Annotated in this window: 17 protein-coding genes; 9 read left to right on the forward strand and 8 right to left on the reverse strand. The window is 70.0% G+C overall.

Annotated features, from left to right (window positions below; translation table 11 throughout):
* Nucleotides 1–26 precede the first annotated feature (26 nt).
* Together ACTWQA_RS01245 and ACTWQA_RS01250 are read right to left on the reverse strand one after the other, a co-directional pair.
* The gene (locus tag ACTWQA_RS01245; RefSeq protein ID WP_443157453.1) at nt 27–1,361 is read right to left on the reverse strand and encodes a sulfatase family protein; all 1,335 of its coding nucleotides are present in this window, start codon (nt 1,359–1,361) and stop codon (nt 27–29) included.
* Between the two features lie 182 nt (nt 1,362–1,543).
* Complete coding sequence (locus ACTWQA_RS01250; RefSeq protein ID WP_443157454.1) at nt 1,544–2,557, reverse strand: LacI family DNA-binding transcriptional regulator; 1,014 nt, start codon at nt 2,555–2,557, stop codon at nt 1,544–1,546.
* 252 nt (nt 2,558–2,809) lie between these two features.
* Here ACTWQA_RS01250 and ACTWQA_RS01255 point away from each other — a divergent pair, with 252 nt between their 5' ends.
* The 8 genes from ACTWQA_RS01255 (at nt 2,810) to ACTWQA_RS01290 (ending at nt 11,320) form a co-directional block, all read left to right on the forward strand.
* The gene (locus ACTWQA_RS01255) at nt 2,810–3,949 is read left to right on the forward strand and encodes a hypothetical protein (protein ID WP_443157455.1); all 1,140 of its coding nucleotides are present in this window, start codon (nt 2,810–2,812) and stop codon (nt 3,947–3,949) included.
* Nucleotides 3,847–4,371, forward strand: a complete 525-nt coding sequence (locus tag ACTWQA_RS01260) for a hypothetical protein (RefSeq protein ID WP_443157456.1) — start codon at nt 3,847–3,849, stop codon at nt 4,369–4,371. Before ACTWQA_RS01255 ends, ACTWQA_RS01260 begins: the two co-directional genes overlap by 103 nt.
* 9 nt (nt 4,372–4,380) lie before the next feature.
* Nucleotides 4,381–5,517, forward strand: coding sequence for a mandelate racemase/muconate lactonizing enzyme family protein (locus tag ACTWQA_RS01265; RefSeq protein ID WP_443157457.1), 1,137 nt, complete (start codon nt 4,381–4,383; stop codon nt 5,515–5,517).
* Between the two features lie 28 nt (nt 5,518–5,545).
* Nucleotides 5,546–5,692, forward strand: coding sequence for a hypothetical protein (locus ACTWQA_RS01270; RefSeq protein WP_443157458.1), 147 nt, complete (start codon nt 5,546–5,548; stop codon nt 5,690–5,692).
* A 41-nt stretch (nt 5,693–5,733) separates the two neighbouring features.
* Entirely contained in the window at nt 5,734–7,881 is a 2,148-nt protein-coding gene (locus tag ACTWQA_RS01275) for a glycoside hydrolase family 6 protein (RefSeq protein ID WP_443157459.1), read from the forward strand.
* A 119-nt stretch (nt 7,882–8,000) separates the two neighbouring features.
* Nucleotides 8,001–9,314 carry an MFS transporter gene (locus tag ACTWQA_RS01280; protein ID WP_443157460.1) on the forward strand — a complete coding sequence of 438 codons (1,314 nt, stop codon included), beginning with the start codon at nt 8,001–8,003 and terminating at the stop codon, nt 9,312–9,314.
* A 9-nt stretch (nt 9,315–9,323) separates the two neighbouring features.
* Complete coding sequence (locus ACTWQA_RS01285; RefSeq protein WP_443157461.1) at nt 9,324–9,989, forward strand: response regulator transcription factor; 666 nt, start codon at nt 9,324–9,326, stop codon at nt 9,987–9,989.
* A complete protein-coding gene (locus ACTWQA_RS01290; RefSeq protein ID WP_443157462.1) occupies nt 9,986–11,320 on the forward strand; it encodes an ATP-binding protein in 1,335 nt (444 codons plus the stop codon). The genes ACTWQA_RS01285 and ACTWQA_RS01290 overlap by 4 nt, the downstream gene beginning before the upstream one ends.
* Here ACTWQA_RS01290 and ACTWQA_RS01295 read toward each other — a convergent pair.
* Nucleotides 11,311–12,216: a TAXI family TRAP transporter solute-binding subunit gene (locus tag ACTWQA_RS01295; protein WP_443157463.1), complete on the reverse strand. Its 906-nt coding sequence runs from the start codon at nt 12,214–12,216 to the stop codon at nt 11,311–11,313. The genes ACTWQA_RS01290 and ACTWQA_RS01295 overlap by 10 nt on opposite strands.
* 26 nt (nt 12,217–12,242) lie before the next feature.
* On the opposite strand from ACTWQA_RS01295, the gene ACTWQA_RS01300 reads away from it, so the two are divergent.
* Nucleotides 12,243–12,968: a Mut7-C RNAse domain-containing protein gene (locus ACTWQA_RS01300; protein WP_443157464.1), complete on the forward strand. Its 726-nt coding sequence runs from the start codon at nt 12,243–12,245 to the stop codon at nt 12,966–12,968.
* On the opposite strand, the gene urtE is transcribed toward ACTWQA_RS01300, so the two are convergent.
* Genes urtE through urtA form a run of 5 tightly spaced genes read right to left on the reverse strand, consistent with a single transcriptional unit; the run spans nt 12,965 to nt 17,437 of the window.
* Entirely contained in the window at nt 12,965–13,654 is a 690-nt protein-coding gene (gene urtE / locus ACTWQA_RS01305; RefSeq protein ID WP_443157465.1) for an urea ABC transporter ATP-binding subunit UrtE, read from the reverse strand. The genes ACTWQA_RS01300 and urtE overlap by 4 nt on opposite strands.
* Nucleotides 13,632–14,381 carry an urea ABC transporter ATP-binding protein UrtD gene (gene urtD / locus ACTWQA_RS01310; protein WP_443157466.1) on the reverse strand — a complete coding sequence of 250 codons (750 nt, stop codon included), beginning with the start codon at nt 14,379–14,381 and terminating at the stop codon, nt 13,632–13,634. Before urtD ends, urtE begins: the two co-directional genes overlap by 23 nt.
* Nucleotides 14,365–15,387 carry an urea ABC transporter permease subunit UrtC gene (urtC, locus tag ACTWQA_RS01315; protein WP_443157467.1) on the reverse strand — a complete coding sequence of 341 codons (1,023 nt, stop codon included), beginning with the start codon at nt 15,385–15,387 and terminating at the stop codon, nt 14,365–14,367. Before urtC ends, urtD begins: the two co-directional genes overlap by 17 nt.
* Nucleotides 15,384–16,232 (reverse strand): urea ABC transporter permease subunit UrtB, encoded by an 849-nt coding sequence (gene urtB, locus ACTWQA_RS01320; protein ID WP_305923329.1) that lies wholly within the window; start codon nt 16,230–16,232, stop codon nt 15,384–15,386. Before urtB ends, urtC begins: the two co-directional genes overlap by 4 nt.
* Nucleotides 16,232–17,437 carry an urea ABC transporter substrate-binding protein gene (gene urtA, locus ACTWQA_RS01325; protein ID WP_327584399.1) on the reverse strand — a complete coding sequence of 402 codons (1,206 nt, stop codon included), beginning with the start codon at nt 17,435–17,437 and terminating at the stop codon, nt 16,232–16,234. The genes urtB and urtA overlap by 1 nt, the downstream gene beginning before the upstream one ends.
* Nucleotides 17,438–17,524: the final 87 nt, after the last annotated feature.

Here is a 17,524-nt window from a genome sequence, read left to right on the forward strand (position 1 = left end):
ACCGCGCCGACGAGGCCGGTCGCTGATCACATGGAATGGGGCGTACCGCTCCGGTCGGACCGGCCGGGCAGGTCGTCCTGGGCGTCGATGAGCCGGGAGGCACGCGGCGGCACGGGGATCGGGCCGTCGAGGAGCGGATCGCCGGTGTCCCTCATCCACCGCAGCAGCCGGTCGTCGAGGGAGGCCACGATCTCGGCCATCGCGGGCTCAGCGGCGATGTTGAGCTGCTCCCACGGGTCTTTGCGCAGGTCATAAAGCTCGACCGGAGGCCGGGGGGCGAGGTGTCCATCGCCGAACCCACGCCGGGACGGCGACTCCTCGATGTCCTTGGCCAGGACCAGGGCGGGGCCGTCGGTGAAGTTCCGGATGTACTTGTATTTAGAGGTACGGACCGCCCGCATCGGGTCATAGCGGTCGTGGAAGCTCTTTTCAAGAAAGAGCGTACGGTCCCGAGGACCGCCCGCACCACGCAGGTCGGGGACAATGCTGCGGCCCTCGTGACCGGGGCCTGCCGAGCCTCCGGCCATCTCCAGCAAGGTCGGCAGGATGTCCAGATGGCTCACCGCCTGGCCACGCCTGCCAGGAGGCACTCCCCACGCAGCGGGCGGACGGACGATGAGCGCGACCTCCACGCCCGGGTCGTAGAGCGTGCCCTTCGCCCGGGGCAGCGCCGCGCCGTGGTCGGTGGTGAACACCACGGCGGTGCGGTCCGGGTCGCAGTGCCGGTCGATCGCGTCGATCACATGCCCGACGGCGGCGTCGAGCTGCCGGATCGCGCCGTAGAACGCGGCGAGGTCCTCTCGCGTGTGGGCGTTGTCCGGCAGGTACGGCGGGACTTCGACGGCGGCGGGGTCGGCGTGGGTGTAGTCCTCGGCCGGCCAGGGGCGGTGCACCTCCCACATCCCGACGGTGAGGAAAAACGGCCGGGACCGTTCTCGACGATTCCGCAGCCATGCCTCCGTCTCCCTGGCGACGGGCCATGCCCTGGGCAGGAATCCCGCGCCGTGCACCTCGTCGAACCCGAGGACCATGGGGTTCGGATGCTCGTGCTGCAGGCCGATCAGCGCGGTGTCGTATCCGAGACCGGACATCAGCTCGGGCATGGTGGCGACGCTGCGCCGGTAGCGCCATCCGGCGTGGGCGAGACCCATCAACCCGTTGACGTGGGGGGAAAGCCCGGTGAACAGCGACGAGCGGGCGGGCGTGCAGAGCGGGGCGGTCGCGAAGGCGTTGTCGAAGACGACCGCCCGCTCCGCCAGCGCGTGCAGGCTGGGGCTGGGGATCGCCGGAGCACCGTAGCACGACAGGAACCTGCCGAGGTCGTGACAGTGGATCAGGACAACATCCGGCGGTCGCTCCACGGTCCGTTGACTCCTATCCGCGCGGCTCCCACGGGATCGGCGCGCGTTCGATGATCGGTTGTGACGCGCTGCGGATGCGCGCCGCGGCCTCCATCGGGCCGTACGTTAACGGTAACGTACCGGCTGTGCCAGTGGAAGGTCCAGGCGGAACTCAGCCGCCACACACACGTAGGGACCGGCCGTCAGCTCGCCGGCGGGAGCTCCCCGGACCCTCTCGGGACGAGATGTGCGGGAACGACCACCCGGGCGGGGCGCTCGCGCTCGCCGACTCCGGCGAGCTGGGAAAGCAGCATCTCTGCCGCGTGCCTGCCCATCGCGGGAAGATCCTGGGTCACCACCGTGATCGGCGGGTCGACCAGCGAGGCGGCCTCGAAGTCGTCGAAGGCGATCAGCGCGACCGGGCGGCCGTGCGCCCGGATCGCGCCGAGAACGCCCCTGGTGAGCAGGTAGTTGGTACTGAAGATGGCGGTGGCCGGGTCGTCCTGTTCCAGCAGGGACCGCGCGGCCTCCTGGCCGAACTCCGGGGTGATCGGCCCGATGCGGATCAAGCTGGGATCGTCCCCGACCCCCTCGCGAACCAGTGTCTCCTTGTAGCCCGCGAGCCGCTCCGCCGCGGGGAACATGTCCACGCTCGTCACGATCCCGATGCGGCGGTGGCCGTGCCGCAGCAGGTGCTGGACCGCGTCGCGGGTGCCGCCCCGGTTGTCGACGAGGACGGTGGACGCCTCGACACCGACGGGCGGGCTGCCGAGGAAGACGACCGGGCGGCCGCTGTCGAGCTCGGGCTTGAGGTATCGGTGGTCGGCGTCTTCCGAGAACAGCAGGATCCCGTCGAAGCCCCGTTCGATGAAGGCCCCGACCAGGGCACGTTCCTGGTCGACGTCGCGGTCTGAGCTCCCGGTGACCACAATGAGCCCCTCGTCGCGCACGAGCTCGTCCACCTCGACGGTGAGTGCGGTGAACAGCGGCGTGTAGGGATAGGGCACGACCATGCCGAGGAGCGACATTCCCCGCCGCCTGCGCAGGGTTGTCGCGAGCTTGTTGGGCCGGAAGCCCAGGGCCTTGACGACCTCCTCGATCCGCCGCGCGGTCTCGGGGCCGACACCCGGTTGCCCGTTCAGCACCCGGGACACGGACATGGCGCTCACGCCCGCCGCTCTCGCCACGTCCCGTACGGTTGGGCGGCGCTCAGCCATGGTCGGATCCTTCTTCTTCACGGGGTACGCAGGCTCCGTCATTTGTCTCCCGGTCCTCCCCTCCCCCATTCGCGGAGACGAGCCCGAGTCGTGGATCAGTTATCGGTAACTCTAGGCGAAGCGTTGACAGCGAAAGCGCCCACCACGACGATAGACGAACGTTAACGGTAACGTTGCTCAATCAGGCGCGCCTCCTGTGGTGGCGCACGCCATCTCCAGTCCTCGCGGCGGACACCCACACACAGGAGGCGGATGATGAACACGAGCGGGCCGGCCGGACTGCCCAGGCGCAGGTTCCTCGGCACGGCGATGGCCGGCGGCGTGGGCGCCTGGGGGCTCACGTCCCTCGGTGGTCCCGGTACGGCGCGGGCGGCGCGGTCGCTCGAGGATCCTGTGGCCGAGCTGCGGTCGAAGTTCTTCACCGGGCCGGTGACCGAGCGTGTCGACCTGGATACCCTCGACCCCGCGCGCCGCCCGGACAGCTCGCAGCTCGGCACCATCGGCCACTTCCAGTTCGTCGACCGGTATCCATGGATGACGCCGGACAACCTGCTCCCGTTCGCGGTGGCCGCCGGGATCAAGTGGGTGCGCACCGGATTCCGCCACGAGGACTGGGACTGGAGCGCCGGCAAGCCAGGCGCGATGCTGAAGAGCTGGGTGGACGCCGATCTCAAAGCGGGCATCAAGCCTCTGTTCACGACCAGCAACCGGAACCACCTCGGAACCCCCAAAGAGGTCTCGGGATGGGTCGACATGGTGCGCGCGGCGATCGGCGAGTGGGGTGAGGACGTCGGCGCGTTCATGCTCGACAACGAGCCCAACAACAGCAGCGAATGGAAGACGCACTACGGCGGCGAGTATTGGGGCGGCCCTTGGCTCGATGCCTACACGCGGTTCGCCGAGCAGTGCTGCGAGCAGGTCAAGACGGAGTTCCCGAACGTGTTCCTGGTCAACGGGATCCAGGTGGAGAGCCAGGCGATGGGCCAGATCAAGCGGTCTGCGCCGCACATCGACGCGCTCTGCATGCATCACTACACCTACAAGCACGGGCTGCCGCCGGAATACACCCCGCGCACTGGAGACGCCAAGTTCCGCGACTTCGCCACCTCCGACGTCGAGTTCGAGCAGGCCATGAGCGATTACCTTCGCCAGGGCAGGATGCTGCTCGGCAGGCCCGACCTGCAGGTCTGGATGACCGAGATCGGCCTTCCCACGCTGTCCCAACGCGAGTTCCCGCCCGACACGCTGGAGCCGATGAGCGAGACCAGCAAGCCAAGACCATCGCCAGGATGCTGGTCCTGGGCCTGCTCACCGCCACCAAGACGTTCCTCTACACCCTCGCCGACCAGGGGCACAACGCGGCGCGGGACGGCGACACCTTCGGCGTCGTGACCGACAACCTGCGGCCCAAGCAGGGCTTCTTCGTGCTCGGCAGGATCAGCGCGCTCACCGGCGGGCGGGCGACGCCCGATCCGGAGTTCCTGGCCATCGCCACCAGACTGGAGGGCGCCCTCCCCGGCTATGTCAAGCAGGTCAGCACCGCGCTGGTCAAGGAGGAGCTGCGGGCCGAACGCCTGGTCACCGCGGACGGGCGTGCCCTGGTCGCGGTATGGTCGACGGCGCCGCCGCGCGAGAGCTTCGCGCCGCGCCACGCCACGTTCGCGGTGAACAAGACGCTCGGCAAACGACCGGTGCTCGTCGACCCGATGACCGGCCGCTCCCGCTTCCTCGTGACCCGCCCAGGACCCGGCGGCGCCGAGCGTTTCGACCTCGACGTACGCGACTATCCGCAGTTCATCCTCGCCGAGAAATGACCAACGACCATGAAGATCACTGGAATAGAGGCCATCGCCGCGACGGGACGCCGCACCTATGTCTTCGTCGTGGTCGATACCGACGAGGGGATCACCGGTGTCGGCGAGTGCGGCCTGCCGGACGAGCGCGCCGCGATGTTCGGGACCGTCGAGACGGTGAAGGAACTCCTCGTCGGACAGGACCCATTCCGCTCGGCGCACCTGTGGCAAGTGCTCTCGCGCGGCCTCTACTTCCCCGCGCGCAGGGAGCTGTCAGCGGTGATCTCGGCCGTCGACATGGCGCTGTGGGACATCAAGGGCAAGGCTCTCGGAGTTCCCGTCTACGAACTGCTCGGCGGTAGGGCACGTGACCGGGTGCCGTGCTACGTCCACGTGCGCGGCGGCACGGAGGACACCGCGCGGGTGGTGGAGTCGGCGGTCGCCGCCGTCGAGGCGGGCTGGCGGCACCTGCGCTGGGGGCTGCCCGCCCAGGGGGAGATCCTCCAGCCACGCAGAGCCGTCCGCGTCGCCGTCGAGCAGTTCGCCGCGCTGCGCGAGGCGGTCGGCCCCGACGTCGAGATCGCGCTCGACGTCCACACGCGGCTCGCACCCGCGGAGGCGGTCATGCTCTGCCGCGAGCTGGAAGCCATGCGGCCGCTGTTCATCGAGGATCCGATCCGCGCGGAGAACCCCAGGTCGATGGAGATGGTACGGCTGCGCACTACCGTACCCCTGGCCGCCGGGGAGCAGTTCGGCTCGAAATGGGAGTTCCGCGAGCTGGTGGAGAACGAGTGGATCGACTACGCCAGGATCGATCTCGCCATCGTGGGCGGGTTCACCGAGGCGATGAAGGTCGCCGGCTGGTGCGAGACCCACTACATCGACGTGGTGCCGCACAACCCGTACGGGCCGGTCGCCAACGCGGCGGCGCTCCACTTCAGCCTGGCCTGCCCCAATCTGCTGGTGCTCGAACAGCCGGTGATGCCGGGCAGCGATCTCCTCGACATCGTTCCCGGGCAGCCGCGGTGGGCAGACGGGTGCCTTCTCCCGGGCGATGCCCCCGGACTCGGGATCACCTTGGACCGGGAGGCGGCGCGCCGTACCGCCGCGGCCGACCGGCTACCCCAGAGATTCCGGCGCCCGGACGGTTCCCTGACGAACTGGTGACGCCCGGGGATTCCATACCTCGGCGACGATGGCGCGCAGACGAGCGATCGTCCTCAAAGCCGAGCGCTCCGACAGCTGGGGCAACCAAGCGGACTCGATGGTGCTGGCCAAGCACCGGGGCCACCGGCTGAGCCTGCTCCTCGACGAGTGGAACGAGTGGCGGCTTGCGCTGTAGCCGTGGAAGACCCATCGCGGGGGAAGATAGCGTGGTCCTCTATGACCTTGGAGGCGTTGAGGGACAGGGATCCGCGCCAGGTGGGGCCGTACGCTCTGCTGGGCCGGCTGGGCGAAGGCGGGATGGGCGTCGTCTACCTGGGTCAGGGGCCGGACGACACGCGGGTGGCGGTCAAGCTGATCCACGCCAGGATGGACACGGACGCCGGCTTCCGGCGGCGTTTCGCTCGCGAGGTGGCGGCCGCTCAGCGGGTCGCCAGGTTCTGCACCGCCCCCGTCCTGGACGCCGACGTCGAGGGGGAGGTGGCCTACCTGGTCACCGAATACGTCGAAGGGCCCAGTCTGGAGAGCGTCGTCCGCGAGTCGGGGCCCTTGACGGGCTCGGCGTTGGACGGGCTGGCCGCGGCCATGGCGATGGCGTTACGGGCCATCCACGGGGCCGGGGTGGTGCACCGCGATCTCAAGCCGTCCAACGTGCTGCTCTCCCAGGTGGGGCCCAAGGTCATCGACTTCGGCATCGCGCAGCTCGCCGACGCGGAGATGAGCAGCATGATCGTGGGGACGCCCGCGTACATGTCGCCGGAGCACGTGTCAGGTGCTCGGATCGGGCCCGCCTCGGACATCTTCTCGTGGGGGTGCACGGTGGGCTTCGCGGCGGGCGGCGTCCCGCCGTTCGGCTCCGGGTCCGTGCCCACGATCCTCCTGCGCATCCTGAACGAACCCCCGGACCTGCGGGGTCTGCCCGGTCCACTGCATGACCTGGTGCTGGCCGCCATGGCCAAGACTCCGGCCGACCGCCCCACGGCCCAGGACCTGCTGGACCGCCTCAGCGCCTCGGCTTCATCCCTGCCGTCGACCGCCCGGCCGCCGGCCGCCGGTCCCGCGCCTGCCACACCGGCGGACACGCACACGGACACGGACGCGGCGTCGCCTGGCGCGACGGGCCCAGGCCAGGCGATCTCAGGCGCGGCCGAGAGCGCAGTGGCCGAGAGCGCGGTGGCGGAGGACGCGGCGACGCCTGCCGCAGCGCGACGGAGAAGGCTGCTGGCGGTGGCTGCCGCGGTGGTCGTGGCGGTCGCCGGGACGTCGGCGGCCCTTGTGTGGCGCGGTCAGGGCGCTGCGGTCGGCGTTCAGGATCAGAAAGGCCGTGGCGACGCCACGGCTCAGGCCGCCGCCCAGCACCCGCTCAGAGCCCAGGACAACGTACGCCTCTACGCCCCCGCCGAGCCGGCCGCCAGCCGCCAGGCCGACCAGTGGGCCGAGGAGCGCCCGCAGGACGCCGAGCTCATGCGCAAGCTGGCCGCCGTCCCCTACGCCATTCGCCTGGGCGAGCCCGAGGTCAGGGCGAAGATCGACCAGGTGATCTCGGGGGCGGAGCAGGCCGGCGGCGTCCCGGTGTTCCTGATCAACTACATGCCCGGCAGCGACTGCAAGCCGGCCACCCCGGCCGACCTGGCCTCGTACCAGGAGTGGATCAAGGGCGTGGCCGGCCAGATCGGGAGCGCCAAGGCCGTGGTGATCCTGGAGCCGGGCAGCCTGGTCAAGATCTCCGGCGCGAAGGACTGCGACCCGCAGGGCTCCCCCGACCAGCGCTACCAGGACCTCAGGAAAGCCGCGCAGACCCTCAAGGCCAACCCCGGCACGGCCGTCTACCTCGACGGCAGCCAGGATCTCTACCCGGGCACAGAAATCATGGCCGAGCGCCTGATCAGGGCGGGCATCGAGAAGGTGGACGGGTTCTTCGTCAACACGGCCGGCTACCAGCGCACGGCCAGGGCCGTCGCGTACGGCAAGAGCCTGTCGGCCTGCATCGGCATCCGGCTGGCCACCGGCGACAAGACCTGCCCGTCCTCCACCACGGTGGACCCGTCCACGATGCCGCACTTCGTCGTCGACACCGCCAGGAACGGTCAGGGAACATGGGCTCCGGCAGAGCACTACAAGGATCCGCAGACGTGGTGCAACCCTCCAGGCAGGGGCGTCGGTGACCGCCCGACCACGGCCACGGGAGAGGAACTGGTGGACGCCTACCTGTGGATCACCAAGGCGGGCGCGTCCAGCGGCAGGTGCCGGCGGGGCACCGATGACGAGAAGGACCCGGCCCGCGGCGTCGTGGCGCCGGAGGCGGGCGAATGGTGGGGCGAGATGGCGCTCGAAAGGGCGAAATCGGCCAACCCACCGTTGCGGTGACGTTACGTCAGTAAGGCACCGACGTTAAGCGGATGTTAGATCTGACCCCGCATCCCTTGTCCGAACATCCTTCTGGGGTAAGGCTCTGACCTGCAACTACTCCCCCCAGGAGGTACAGAGTGAGCAAGGCACGCGTGCCGTGGAAGGCCGTGGTCGGCGGTTCTGTCGGCAATCTCGTCGAGTGGTACGACTGGTTCGTCTACAGCAGCTTCGCCGTCTACTTCGCCGCCTCCTTCTTCCCTGAGGGGGACGACACCGCCAAGTTGCTCAACACGGCCGCGATCTTCGCCGTCGGCTTCTTCATGCGCCCGCTCGGCGGCTGGCTGCTCGGCCGGTACGCCGACAGGAAGGGCCGCAAGGCGGCGCTCACGCTCACCGTCACGCTGATGTCCGCGAGCGCGCTGCTGATCGCGATCGCGCCGACGTACGAGACGGTCGGCTACTTCGGCGCGCTGGTGCTGGTGGTGGCGCGCCTCCTGCAGGGCCTGTCGGTCGGCGGCGAGTACGCGGCCAGCGCCACCTATCTCACCGAGGCCACCCCGCGCGGCCGCCGCGGCTTCGCCTCGAGTTTTCAGTACGTGTCCATGACCGCCGGCCAGCTCGTCGGCCTCGGCCTGCAGATCATCCTGCAGAACACCATGTCCAAGGAGGCGCTCGACTCCTACGGCTGGCGGATTCCGTTCGTGATCGGCGCACTCGGCGCTGCCGTCGTGTTCTACCTGCGCCGCAACCTCCTGGAGACCGAGGCGTACGACGAGGAGGAGCGCGAGGTCAAGAGCGAAAGCCGCGGCACGATCCGCGAGCTGCTCGGGCACCGCAAGGAGGCGCTGCTGGTCATCGCCCTGACCATGGGCGGCACGGTCGCGTACTACACCTACACGACCTACCTCACGAAATACCTGTCGAACACCGCGGGCCTGCCCAAGGAGACGGCCACGCTGGTGAGCTTCTGCGCGCTGTTCCTCTTCATGTGCCTGCAGCCGCTGGCTGGGGCGCTGTCGGACCGGATCGGGCGCAGGCCGCTGCTGATCACGTTCGGGATCGGGTCGATGCTGGGCACGGTGCCGCTGATGACGGCGCTGGGCGGGGTGAGCAGTTTCGGCGGAGCTCTCGTGCTCTCCCTCACCGGTCTGCTGATCATCACCGGGTACACGTCGATCAACGCCGTGGTGAAGGCCGAGCTGTTCCCGACGCATGTGCGTGCGCTCGGTGTGGCGCTGCCGTACGCGATCGCGAACGCGCTGTTCGGCGGCACGGCCGAGTATGTGGCGCTGTGGTTCAAGAACGCCGGCATCGAGTCCGGCTTCTTCTGGTACGTCTCCGGCTGCGCCGCGGTCTCGCTCGTGGTCTACCTGGTCATGCGCGAAACGCGCGATGCCGCGCTGTCGCGTGCCGAGCAGGTCACGGCGGGGTCCTTGCCGGCGCGCGTCTAACCTGGGCTCATGCGAGTTCTGCTGGTCGAGGACGACGATCGGCTCGCCGCCGCGCTCATCACGGCCCTCGCCCGGCACGGCCATCAGGTCACCCGGGCCGGGCTGGCCGTCGACGCCCTCCGCCTGGCGGGGGGCGTCGATTTCGTCCTGCTCGACCTGGGTCTGCCCGACATGGATGGGCTCGACGTGCTGCGCCGCGTGCGCCGGTTGTCGGCGGTGCCGCTGATCGTCGTGACGGCCCGTACCGAGGAGCGTGAGGTGCTGCGCGGCCTGCGGTCAGGGGCGGATGACTACCTGATCAAGCCGTTCCGGACGGCGGAGCTGATGGCGCGCATGGAGGCGGTGGTGCGGCGCGGCACCCGGCCGCAGCCGCGGCGCGACCACGTCGTGAACGTCGGCGACGTCCGCATCGACCTGGAGTCCAGGCAGGTGACGGTGGCCGGGGAGCCGGTGACGCTGACCAGGCGGGAGTTCGACGTGCTGGCGCTGCTGGCCAGGGAGCCGGGCGTGGTGCGCAGCAGGGAGGAGATCCTCGACGAGGTCTGGGGCGACCCGCTGCTGTCGGCGTCCCGGTCGCTGGACGTGCACGTGGCGGGGCTGCGTTCGAAGACGGGCCGTCCGGGGCTGGTGGAGACGCTGCGCGGGACGGGCTACCGGCTGGGCTCGGCGACGTGAACTCGCGGCTGGTGGTCACGTTCACCACGCTGATCGTGTTCCTGATCGCGGCGCTGGCCGTGCCGCTGGGGCTGGCGTACGCATCGCACCGGACGAACCGGCTGCTCCTGGACCGCCGCGCCGACGCCACCCGCTTCGCGGAGCTGGCCGACCAGGCCGCGCGGGACGGCGACTACGCCGGGCTGACCGCCGAGATCACCCGTTACGCCGACCTGTACGGCGCCGCCGTGCGCGTACGGGATCGCGACGGCTCCATCCACATCACCGCCGGCCGCTTCGACGCCGACGACCGGGAGGCGACCCGCCTGGCGTTGTCCGGCCGCACCACCGACGACCTGCCCACGATGACCCCGTTCGGCCCGCCGAGCGTGCTGCTGGCCGAGCCGGCCGGCCGGGACGCGCAACTGTCCGGCGTGGTGCTGCTGCAGGCGCCCACCGGCCGGGCCAGGCTGGAGGTGTCGCTGGTGTGGGGCGGACTGGCGGTCGGCGCTCTGATCGCGCTGGCCTACGCGGCACTGGCGGCCAGGCGGCTGGCCCGCTGGATCCTGCGCCCGGTCACCGAGCTGGACCGCACGACCCAGGCCATCGCGCAGGGCCGGTTGGACGCGCGGGCGCACCCCGGCACGGGGCCGTCGGAGCTGCGGCGGCTGGAGGAGCGGTTCAACGCGATGGCCGACGCGGTCGCCGGCGCGATGGAGCGCCAGCGGGCGTTCGTGGCGGACGCCTCGCACGAGCTGCGTACCCCGCTCACCGTGCTCGGGCTGCGGCTGGAGAACCTGGAGCCGCATCTGCGGGGCGAGGGTGCGGCCGAGCACGCGGAGGCGATGGCGGAGCTGGACCGGCTGGCGCTGCTGGTGGAGGATCTGCTGTCGCTGGCCCGGGTGGAGGCAGGCGCCGAGCTCGACGGCAAGGTCGTCGAGCTGGGGCCGCGGTTGGAGGTGTGGAAAGAGGTGTACGCGGCGAAGGGGGTGCGGCTGGTTACCGATGTTGCGGAAATGTCGGTTGTTCCGGAGGCGGCGGCCAGGATCGCGGACATCGCCCTCGACAACGCCCAGAAGTTCGTGCCCAAGAGCGGGGCGGTGACCGTCACCCTGGCGGACGGCGTGCTGCGGGTGGCCGACGACGGGCCGGGGCTGAGCGAGGAGGAACGGGCCGAGGCGCTGGGGCGGTTCTGGCGGTCGGGGGCGCACGCCAACGTGCCTGGCAGCGGCCTCGGGCTGGCCATCGCCGCCGAGCTGGCCAAGGCGTGCGGGGCCACGTTGGCGCTGCTGCCCGCCGCACCGCACGGGCTGGTCGTGGAGCTGAGCCTGCCGGGCGAAGCTCAACCGTAGACGGAGCGGTAGTACCGGATGGCGCCGGGGTGGAGCGGGACGGCGCCGGTGCCGATGGCGTACCGCTCGTCGAGCCGCCCGCCGGGCGCCGACGGCGCCTGGAGCCGGTCACGGGCCCGGAACAGCGTCTCGGTGACGGTGTAGGCCACGTCCTCCGGCAGCGTCGTCCGGCACATCAGGTAGCTGGGGGCGCCCACCGTCGGCACCGGCCGCACCGCCCCGTACGCGTCCGCGGGCACCGATACGTGCTCGTACACCGGCCCGAAGCGACGCCGCAGCACCGGCACCAGCGCCTCCAGCGGAATCAGCCGGATGTCGCCGAGCGCGGCCAGCGCGGGCGTGGGCACGCCGCCCGACCAGAAGAACGCCTCGATCTCGCCGCCGCGCACCGCCTTGATGGAGGCGTCCAGCTCCAGCCTGACGATCTCTGGGGGCCGGTCCAGTCCGGCGGCGGCCACCACCCGGGCGGCGATGACCGCCGTGCCCGATCCCGGCGCCCCGATGGACACCGACCGCCCGGCCAGGTCTCCGACTTCGGCGATCCCTGAGCTCTCGCCGACGACCAGGTGAACGTAGTTCATGTACACCCTTGCCAGCGCGGACACCGGCTGGTGGCGTACCCGGATCGCGTCGTCGGCGCTGTCGGCCAGCGAGAATCCGACGTCTGCCCGCCCGTCGGCCATCATGGCGAGATTCTGGACGCTGGCGGCGGTCTGCGTCACCCGCACGGGGATCCCGTCGCGCCGCAGCTCCTTGGCCAGCTGGTCGCCCAGCTGCCCGTACAGCCCACCGGACTGCCCGGTCACCAGCCGCAGCTCGGCCGGCCGGGCCTCGCCACCCGAGCACCCTGCCGCCAGCAGGGCGAGCCCGAGCAGGGACCGGCGGCTCATCAGCATGAATTCACGTTATCCGGTGACACAGAATGGACTTCGTGACCGCACGCCTGCGCATCGCCCCAGAGCTGAGGATGTTCCTGCCCGTGAGCCGCCGCCAGGAATGGCAGGAGGTGATCCCGGACGGCACGTCCACGCTGGGCCATCACGTGGAGTCGGTCGGCATCCCGCTGACCGAGGTGGGCCCGATGATCGTGGACGGCCGCGGTGTGTCCCCCTCCTACCAGCTCGCCTCCGGCGACGTGGCGGAGGTGCATCCGGTGCCCCGGCCACAACCCCTGCCCGAGGAGCCGCGTTTCCTGCTGGACGTGCACCTGGGCACGCTGGCGCGGCGGCTGCGCCTGCTCGGCATCGACGCCGCCTACCACAACGACAGGGACGACCCCGCCCTCGTGGCGCAGGCCAACGAGGAGCGCCGGGTGCTGCTCACCCAGGACCGCGGCCTGCTGCGCCGCCGCGCGTTGTGGCTGGGCGCGTACGTGCGCGGCTCCCGTCCCACCGACCAGCTACGCGACCTCCTCGAACGCTTCTCGCCACCGCTGCGCCCGTGGACGCGCTGCACGGCCTGCAACGGCCGGCTGGAGCCGGTCGCCAAGCATGAGGTCGCGCCGCTCCTGGAGGCGGGGACGCGGCGCAACTACGACGTGTACGGCCGGTGCCGGGAATGCGGCCAGATCTACTGGCACGGCGCGCACAGCGGCCGGCTGGAGCAAATCGTGCAGTCGGCACGCGCGTGGACTAATAGCGCAGGCTAGACGGCCAGCAGACGGCGGACGTCCTCGCGTTGCAGCTCCTCGGCCTCCCCGGTGCGTACGACGTGCCCGGCGTCGAGGATGAGGAACCGGTCGGCCAGCCGCAGCGCGATGTCCAGGTACTGCTCGACGAGCAGGACGGCCAGCCCGGAGGCGTGCAGTTGCTCGATGGCCGCCTCGATCTCGAGGATGATCGACGGCTGGATGCCCTCGGTCGGCTCGTCGAGGATGAGCATCCGGGGCTTGGTCACCAGGGCGCGGGCCATGGCAAGCTGCTGTTGCTGCCCGCCCGACAGGTGCCCGGCGCTGCGTTTGAGCATGGGTTTGAGGGCGGGGAAGAGGTCCAGCGCCTCGTCGATGGCCCGTTGTGGCTGTTTGGCGGCCTCCACGGCGACCAGGAGGTTGCCCAGGACGGACAGCTGGGGGAAGCACTGGTGGCCCTGGGGGACGTACCCCATGCCGAGCCGCACCCGCTCGTGCGGCTTCAGCCTGGTCACGTCCCGCCCGTCGAACATGACGGTGCCCGCCGTCGCGGGCAGCACCCCCATGATGGTGTTGAGCAGGGTGGTCTTGCCCACGCCGTTGCGTCCCATGACGCACACGAGGCGGCCGGGATCGACCTCCAGAGAGACTCCGAACAGTACGCGTGCCCTGCCGTAACCTGCTTCAAGAGTGGTTACCGATAGCATCCTTGGGCCTCCTCCCCAGATAGACCTCCTGCACCCGCGGGTCGGCGCTGACCTGGTCAACCGACCCCTCCACGAGGATCTTGCCCTCGTGCAGGACGGTCACCTTCGAGGCGTGCCGCCGCAGGAACTCCATGTCGTGCTCCACCACGATCACCGTGTGATCGTCGGCGATCTCGGTGAGCAGCTTGCCGGTGCGCTCGCGTTCGTCGCCGGACATGCCGGCGACCGGCTCGTCCAGGAGCAGCAGCCGAGGCCGCTGCGCCAGCAGCATCCCGATCTCCAGCCACTGGCGCTGGCCGTGCGAGAGAACGCCGGCTGAACGCTCGGCGAGATCTTCGAGTCCCGTCCTGGCCAGGGCCTCCGCGACGGCCTCGGAGACGCCTCTGCGCCGCCTGGCCAGCGACCACAGCGGCTTGCGGAAGCTGGCGGCCAGGTCGAGGTTCTCCAGGACGGTGAGCTCCTCGAACACGACCGAGGTCTGGAACGTGCGGCCGACGCCCAGCCGGACGATCTGGTGCTCCTTCTTGCCGACGAGGTCGTAGCCGCCGAACCGCACGGCGCCCGCCGCGGGCTTCGTCAGGCCGGTGATCACGTCGATCAGCGTGGTCTTGCCGGCGCCGTTGGGTCCGATCAGGAAACGCAGCTCGCCCTCGGGCACGGTGAGGTCGACGCCGTCGAGCGCGCGGTAGCCGTCGAACACCACGTGCACGTCACGTAGTTCGAGCACGTCGCAACCTCCCCAGGATGCCCATGATCCCTTTCGGGGCGAGCGTCATGACCAGGATGAACAGCGCTCCCTGCAGGTAGAGCCAGCCGTCGGCGAACTGCTCGCTGAAGGCCGTCTTGGCGTAGCCCATGACCACGGCGCCGAGCACCGCCCCGGCCAGCGCGTGCCGCCCGCCGACCGCCACCGCGACGACCAGCTCCAGCGACGGCACCACGCCGAGCAGCGCGGGCGAGATGATGCCGACGACCGGCACGAACAGCGCGCCCGCCAGCCCGGCCATGCCGGCCGAGACGGCGAAGGTGACGGTCTTGACCAGGGCCGGGTCGTAGCCGAGGAACCGCACCCGGTCCTCACCGTCTCTGACCGCGACGAGGAGCCGGCCGTACCGGCTGTTCACGAGCTGCCGGGTGGCCAGGTAGAGCACCCCGAGCACGCTCGCCACGACCAGGTAGAGACCGCGCTGGGTGGAGTCCTCGGCGAGGTCCTGCCCGAACAGATCGAAGAAGTTGGTCATGCCGTTGGTGCCGCCGGTCAGCCCCTGCTGGCCGACCAGCAGGATGACCAGCGCGGCGGCCAGCGCCTGGGTGAGGATCGCGAAGTACGCCCCCCGCACCCGCTGCCGGAACACCAGCGTGCCCAGGATCACCGCGAGCGCCATCGGCCCGGCCACCGCCATGCCGAGCGCGAACACGGGATTGGCGAAGGGAAGCCACAACGCGGGCAGGTCCTCCACCCCGCTCCACACCATGAAGTCCGGCAGCCCGCCCGGCCCCGCCTCGGTGAGCTTGAGGTACATCGCCATCGAGTAGCCGCCGAGCCCGAAGAACACGCCCTGGCCCAGCGTGAGCATGCCGCCCTTCCCCCAGGCCAGCCCGATCCCGAGTGCGACGATCGCGTAGCACAGGTATTTGGCGAGCAGCCCCAGCCGGAACGGCTCCAGCAGCAGCGGCGCCACGACCAGCGCCACCAGCGCGATGGCGGCGAACGGCAGGTTCCGTTTGATCATGTGAGCACCCTCGACCTGAGCACGAACATCCCCTGGGGCCGCACCTGCAGGAACGCGATGACGACCGCGAAGACGATCACCTTCGCCAGCGACGCGTCCGACCAGAACTCGGCGTAGGAGTTCAGCAGCCCCAGCCCGGCGGCCGCGAGCACCGCCCCGCGCAGCTGCCCGAGCCCGCCCGCGACCACGACGAGGAACGCGTCGACGATGTAGTAGGTGCCGAGCGCCGGCCCGACGGGCCCGATGAGCGTCAGCGCCACCCCGGCCACGCCCGCGAGCCCGGACCCGATGAAGAACGTCAGCATGTCCACCCGCCCGGCGTCGATCCCGCTGGTGGCGGCCAGCTGCCGGTTCTGCACCACGGCCTGCGTACGCCGCCCCAGGCCGGTCCTGTTGAGATAGACCCAGACCGCGACCACGCCCGCGATCGCCAGGGCCATGATGAACAGCCGGTTGTACGGCAGGATGCCCACCCCGCCCGCCAGCCACGAGGGGGCGGGCACCTGCACGTTCGGCGCCCCGAACAGGTCGCGGGCGAGCTGCTGCAGCACCAGGCTCACGCCCCAGGTGAGCAGCAGAGTGTCCAGCGGCCGGCCGTAGAAGTGCCTGATGGCGCCCCGCTCCAGGATCAGCCCCATCACCCCGGCCACCACGAACGCCGCCGGCAGCGCGAGCACCATGTCCTGCAGCAGGAACGCGGTGTACGCGCCCGCCATGATGAACTCGCCGTGGGCCATGTTGATCACCCCCATCTGCCCGAACGTGAACGTCAGCCCGAGTGCGATGAGCAGCAGCACCGCCCCGATCGACAACCCGATCGGCAGTTGGTTGGCGAACGCCGACATCAGGAGGCCGCCAGGCCGGACGCCCAGGGGTAACCCTTGAGGTACGGGTCCGGCTTGATCGGCTTGCCGGAGTCCCACACCTGTTTGATCAGGCCGTCGGGCTGGATGATGCCGATGCGGGCGGTCTTGTACATGTGCTGGTTCTCGCCGTCGATGGTGACCAGTCCTTCGGGGCGTTCGAGCGCGATGCCGGGCGCGGCCTTCTTGACGGCCTCGACCTCGGTCGAGCCGGCCTTCTTGACCGCCTCGGCCCACAGGTAGACGGCGTTGTAGCCGGCCTCCATGGGGTCGGAGGTGACCTTCTTCTCGCCGTACTTGGCCTTGAACGCCTTGACGAAGGCCTCGTTGGCCGGGGTTTGCGTGGTCTGGTAGTAGTTCCAGGCGACCGGGTGGCCGACGATGTTGTCCACGCCGATGCCGGTGACCTCCTCCTCGGCGATGCTCACCGACAGCACCGGCATGCTCTCGGCGGTGGCGCCGGCACTCTTGAGCTGCTTGAAGAATGCGACGTTGCTGTCGCCGTTGAGGGTGTTGAACACCGCGTCCGGCTTGGCCTGCGTGACCTTGTTGACCAGCGTGGAGTATTCGGTGTGGCCGAGCGGGGTGTATTCCTCGCCGAGGATCTCCATCCCGTTCGCGGCCGCATACGCCTTGATGATCTTGTTGGCGGTGCGCGGGAAGACGTAGTCGCTGCCGACCAGGAAGATCTTCTTCTTGCCCTGCTCCTTCAGATAGTCCAGGCCGGGGATGATCTGCTGGTTGGTGGTGGCGCCGGTGTAGAAGATGTACGGGGAGCTCTCCAGCCCCTCGTACTGCACCGGATACCACAGCAGCGCCTTATACCGTTCGAAGACCGGCAGCATGGCCTTCCTGCTGGCCGAGGTCCAGCCGCCGAAGACGGTGGCGACCTTGTCCTGCCTGATCAGCTTGGTGGCCTTCTCGGCGAACGTCGGCCAGTCGGAGGCTCCGTCCTCGACCACGGGGACGAGTTTCTTGCCGAGCACGCCTCCGGCCTTGTTGATCTCCTCGATCGCGAGCATCTCGGCGTCGCGGACGGTGACCTCGCTGATGGCCATGGTGCCGCTGAGCGAGTGCAGCAGGCCGACCTTGATCTCGTTCGACTGCGCGGCGGGTTGGGCGTCGGATCCGCAGGCCGCGAGGGTGAAGAGGACGAGCGCGGAGACGATCGCGCGAGATGTGCGCACAGCGGTTCCTTCCTGCCGGGCGTTCCTGCCAGAAAGGTGACTCCGCGAGGTTTCCCAGGTAGATCCTGGGCGTTAAGACGCCATTGC

The organism is Nonomuraea sp. 10N515B (assembly GCF_052245915.1).
Lineage (GTDB): Bacteria > Actinomycetota > Actinomycetes > Streptosporangiales > Streptosporangiaceae > Nonomuraea.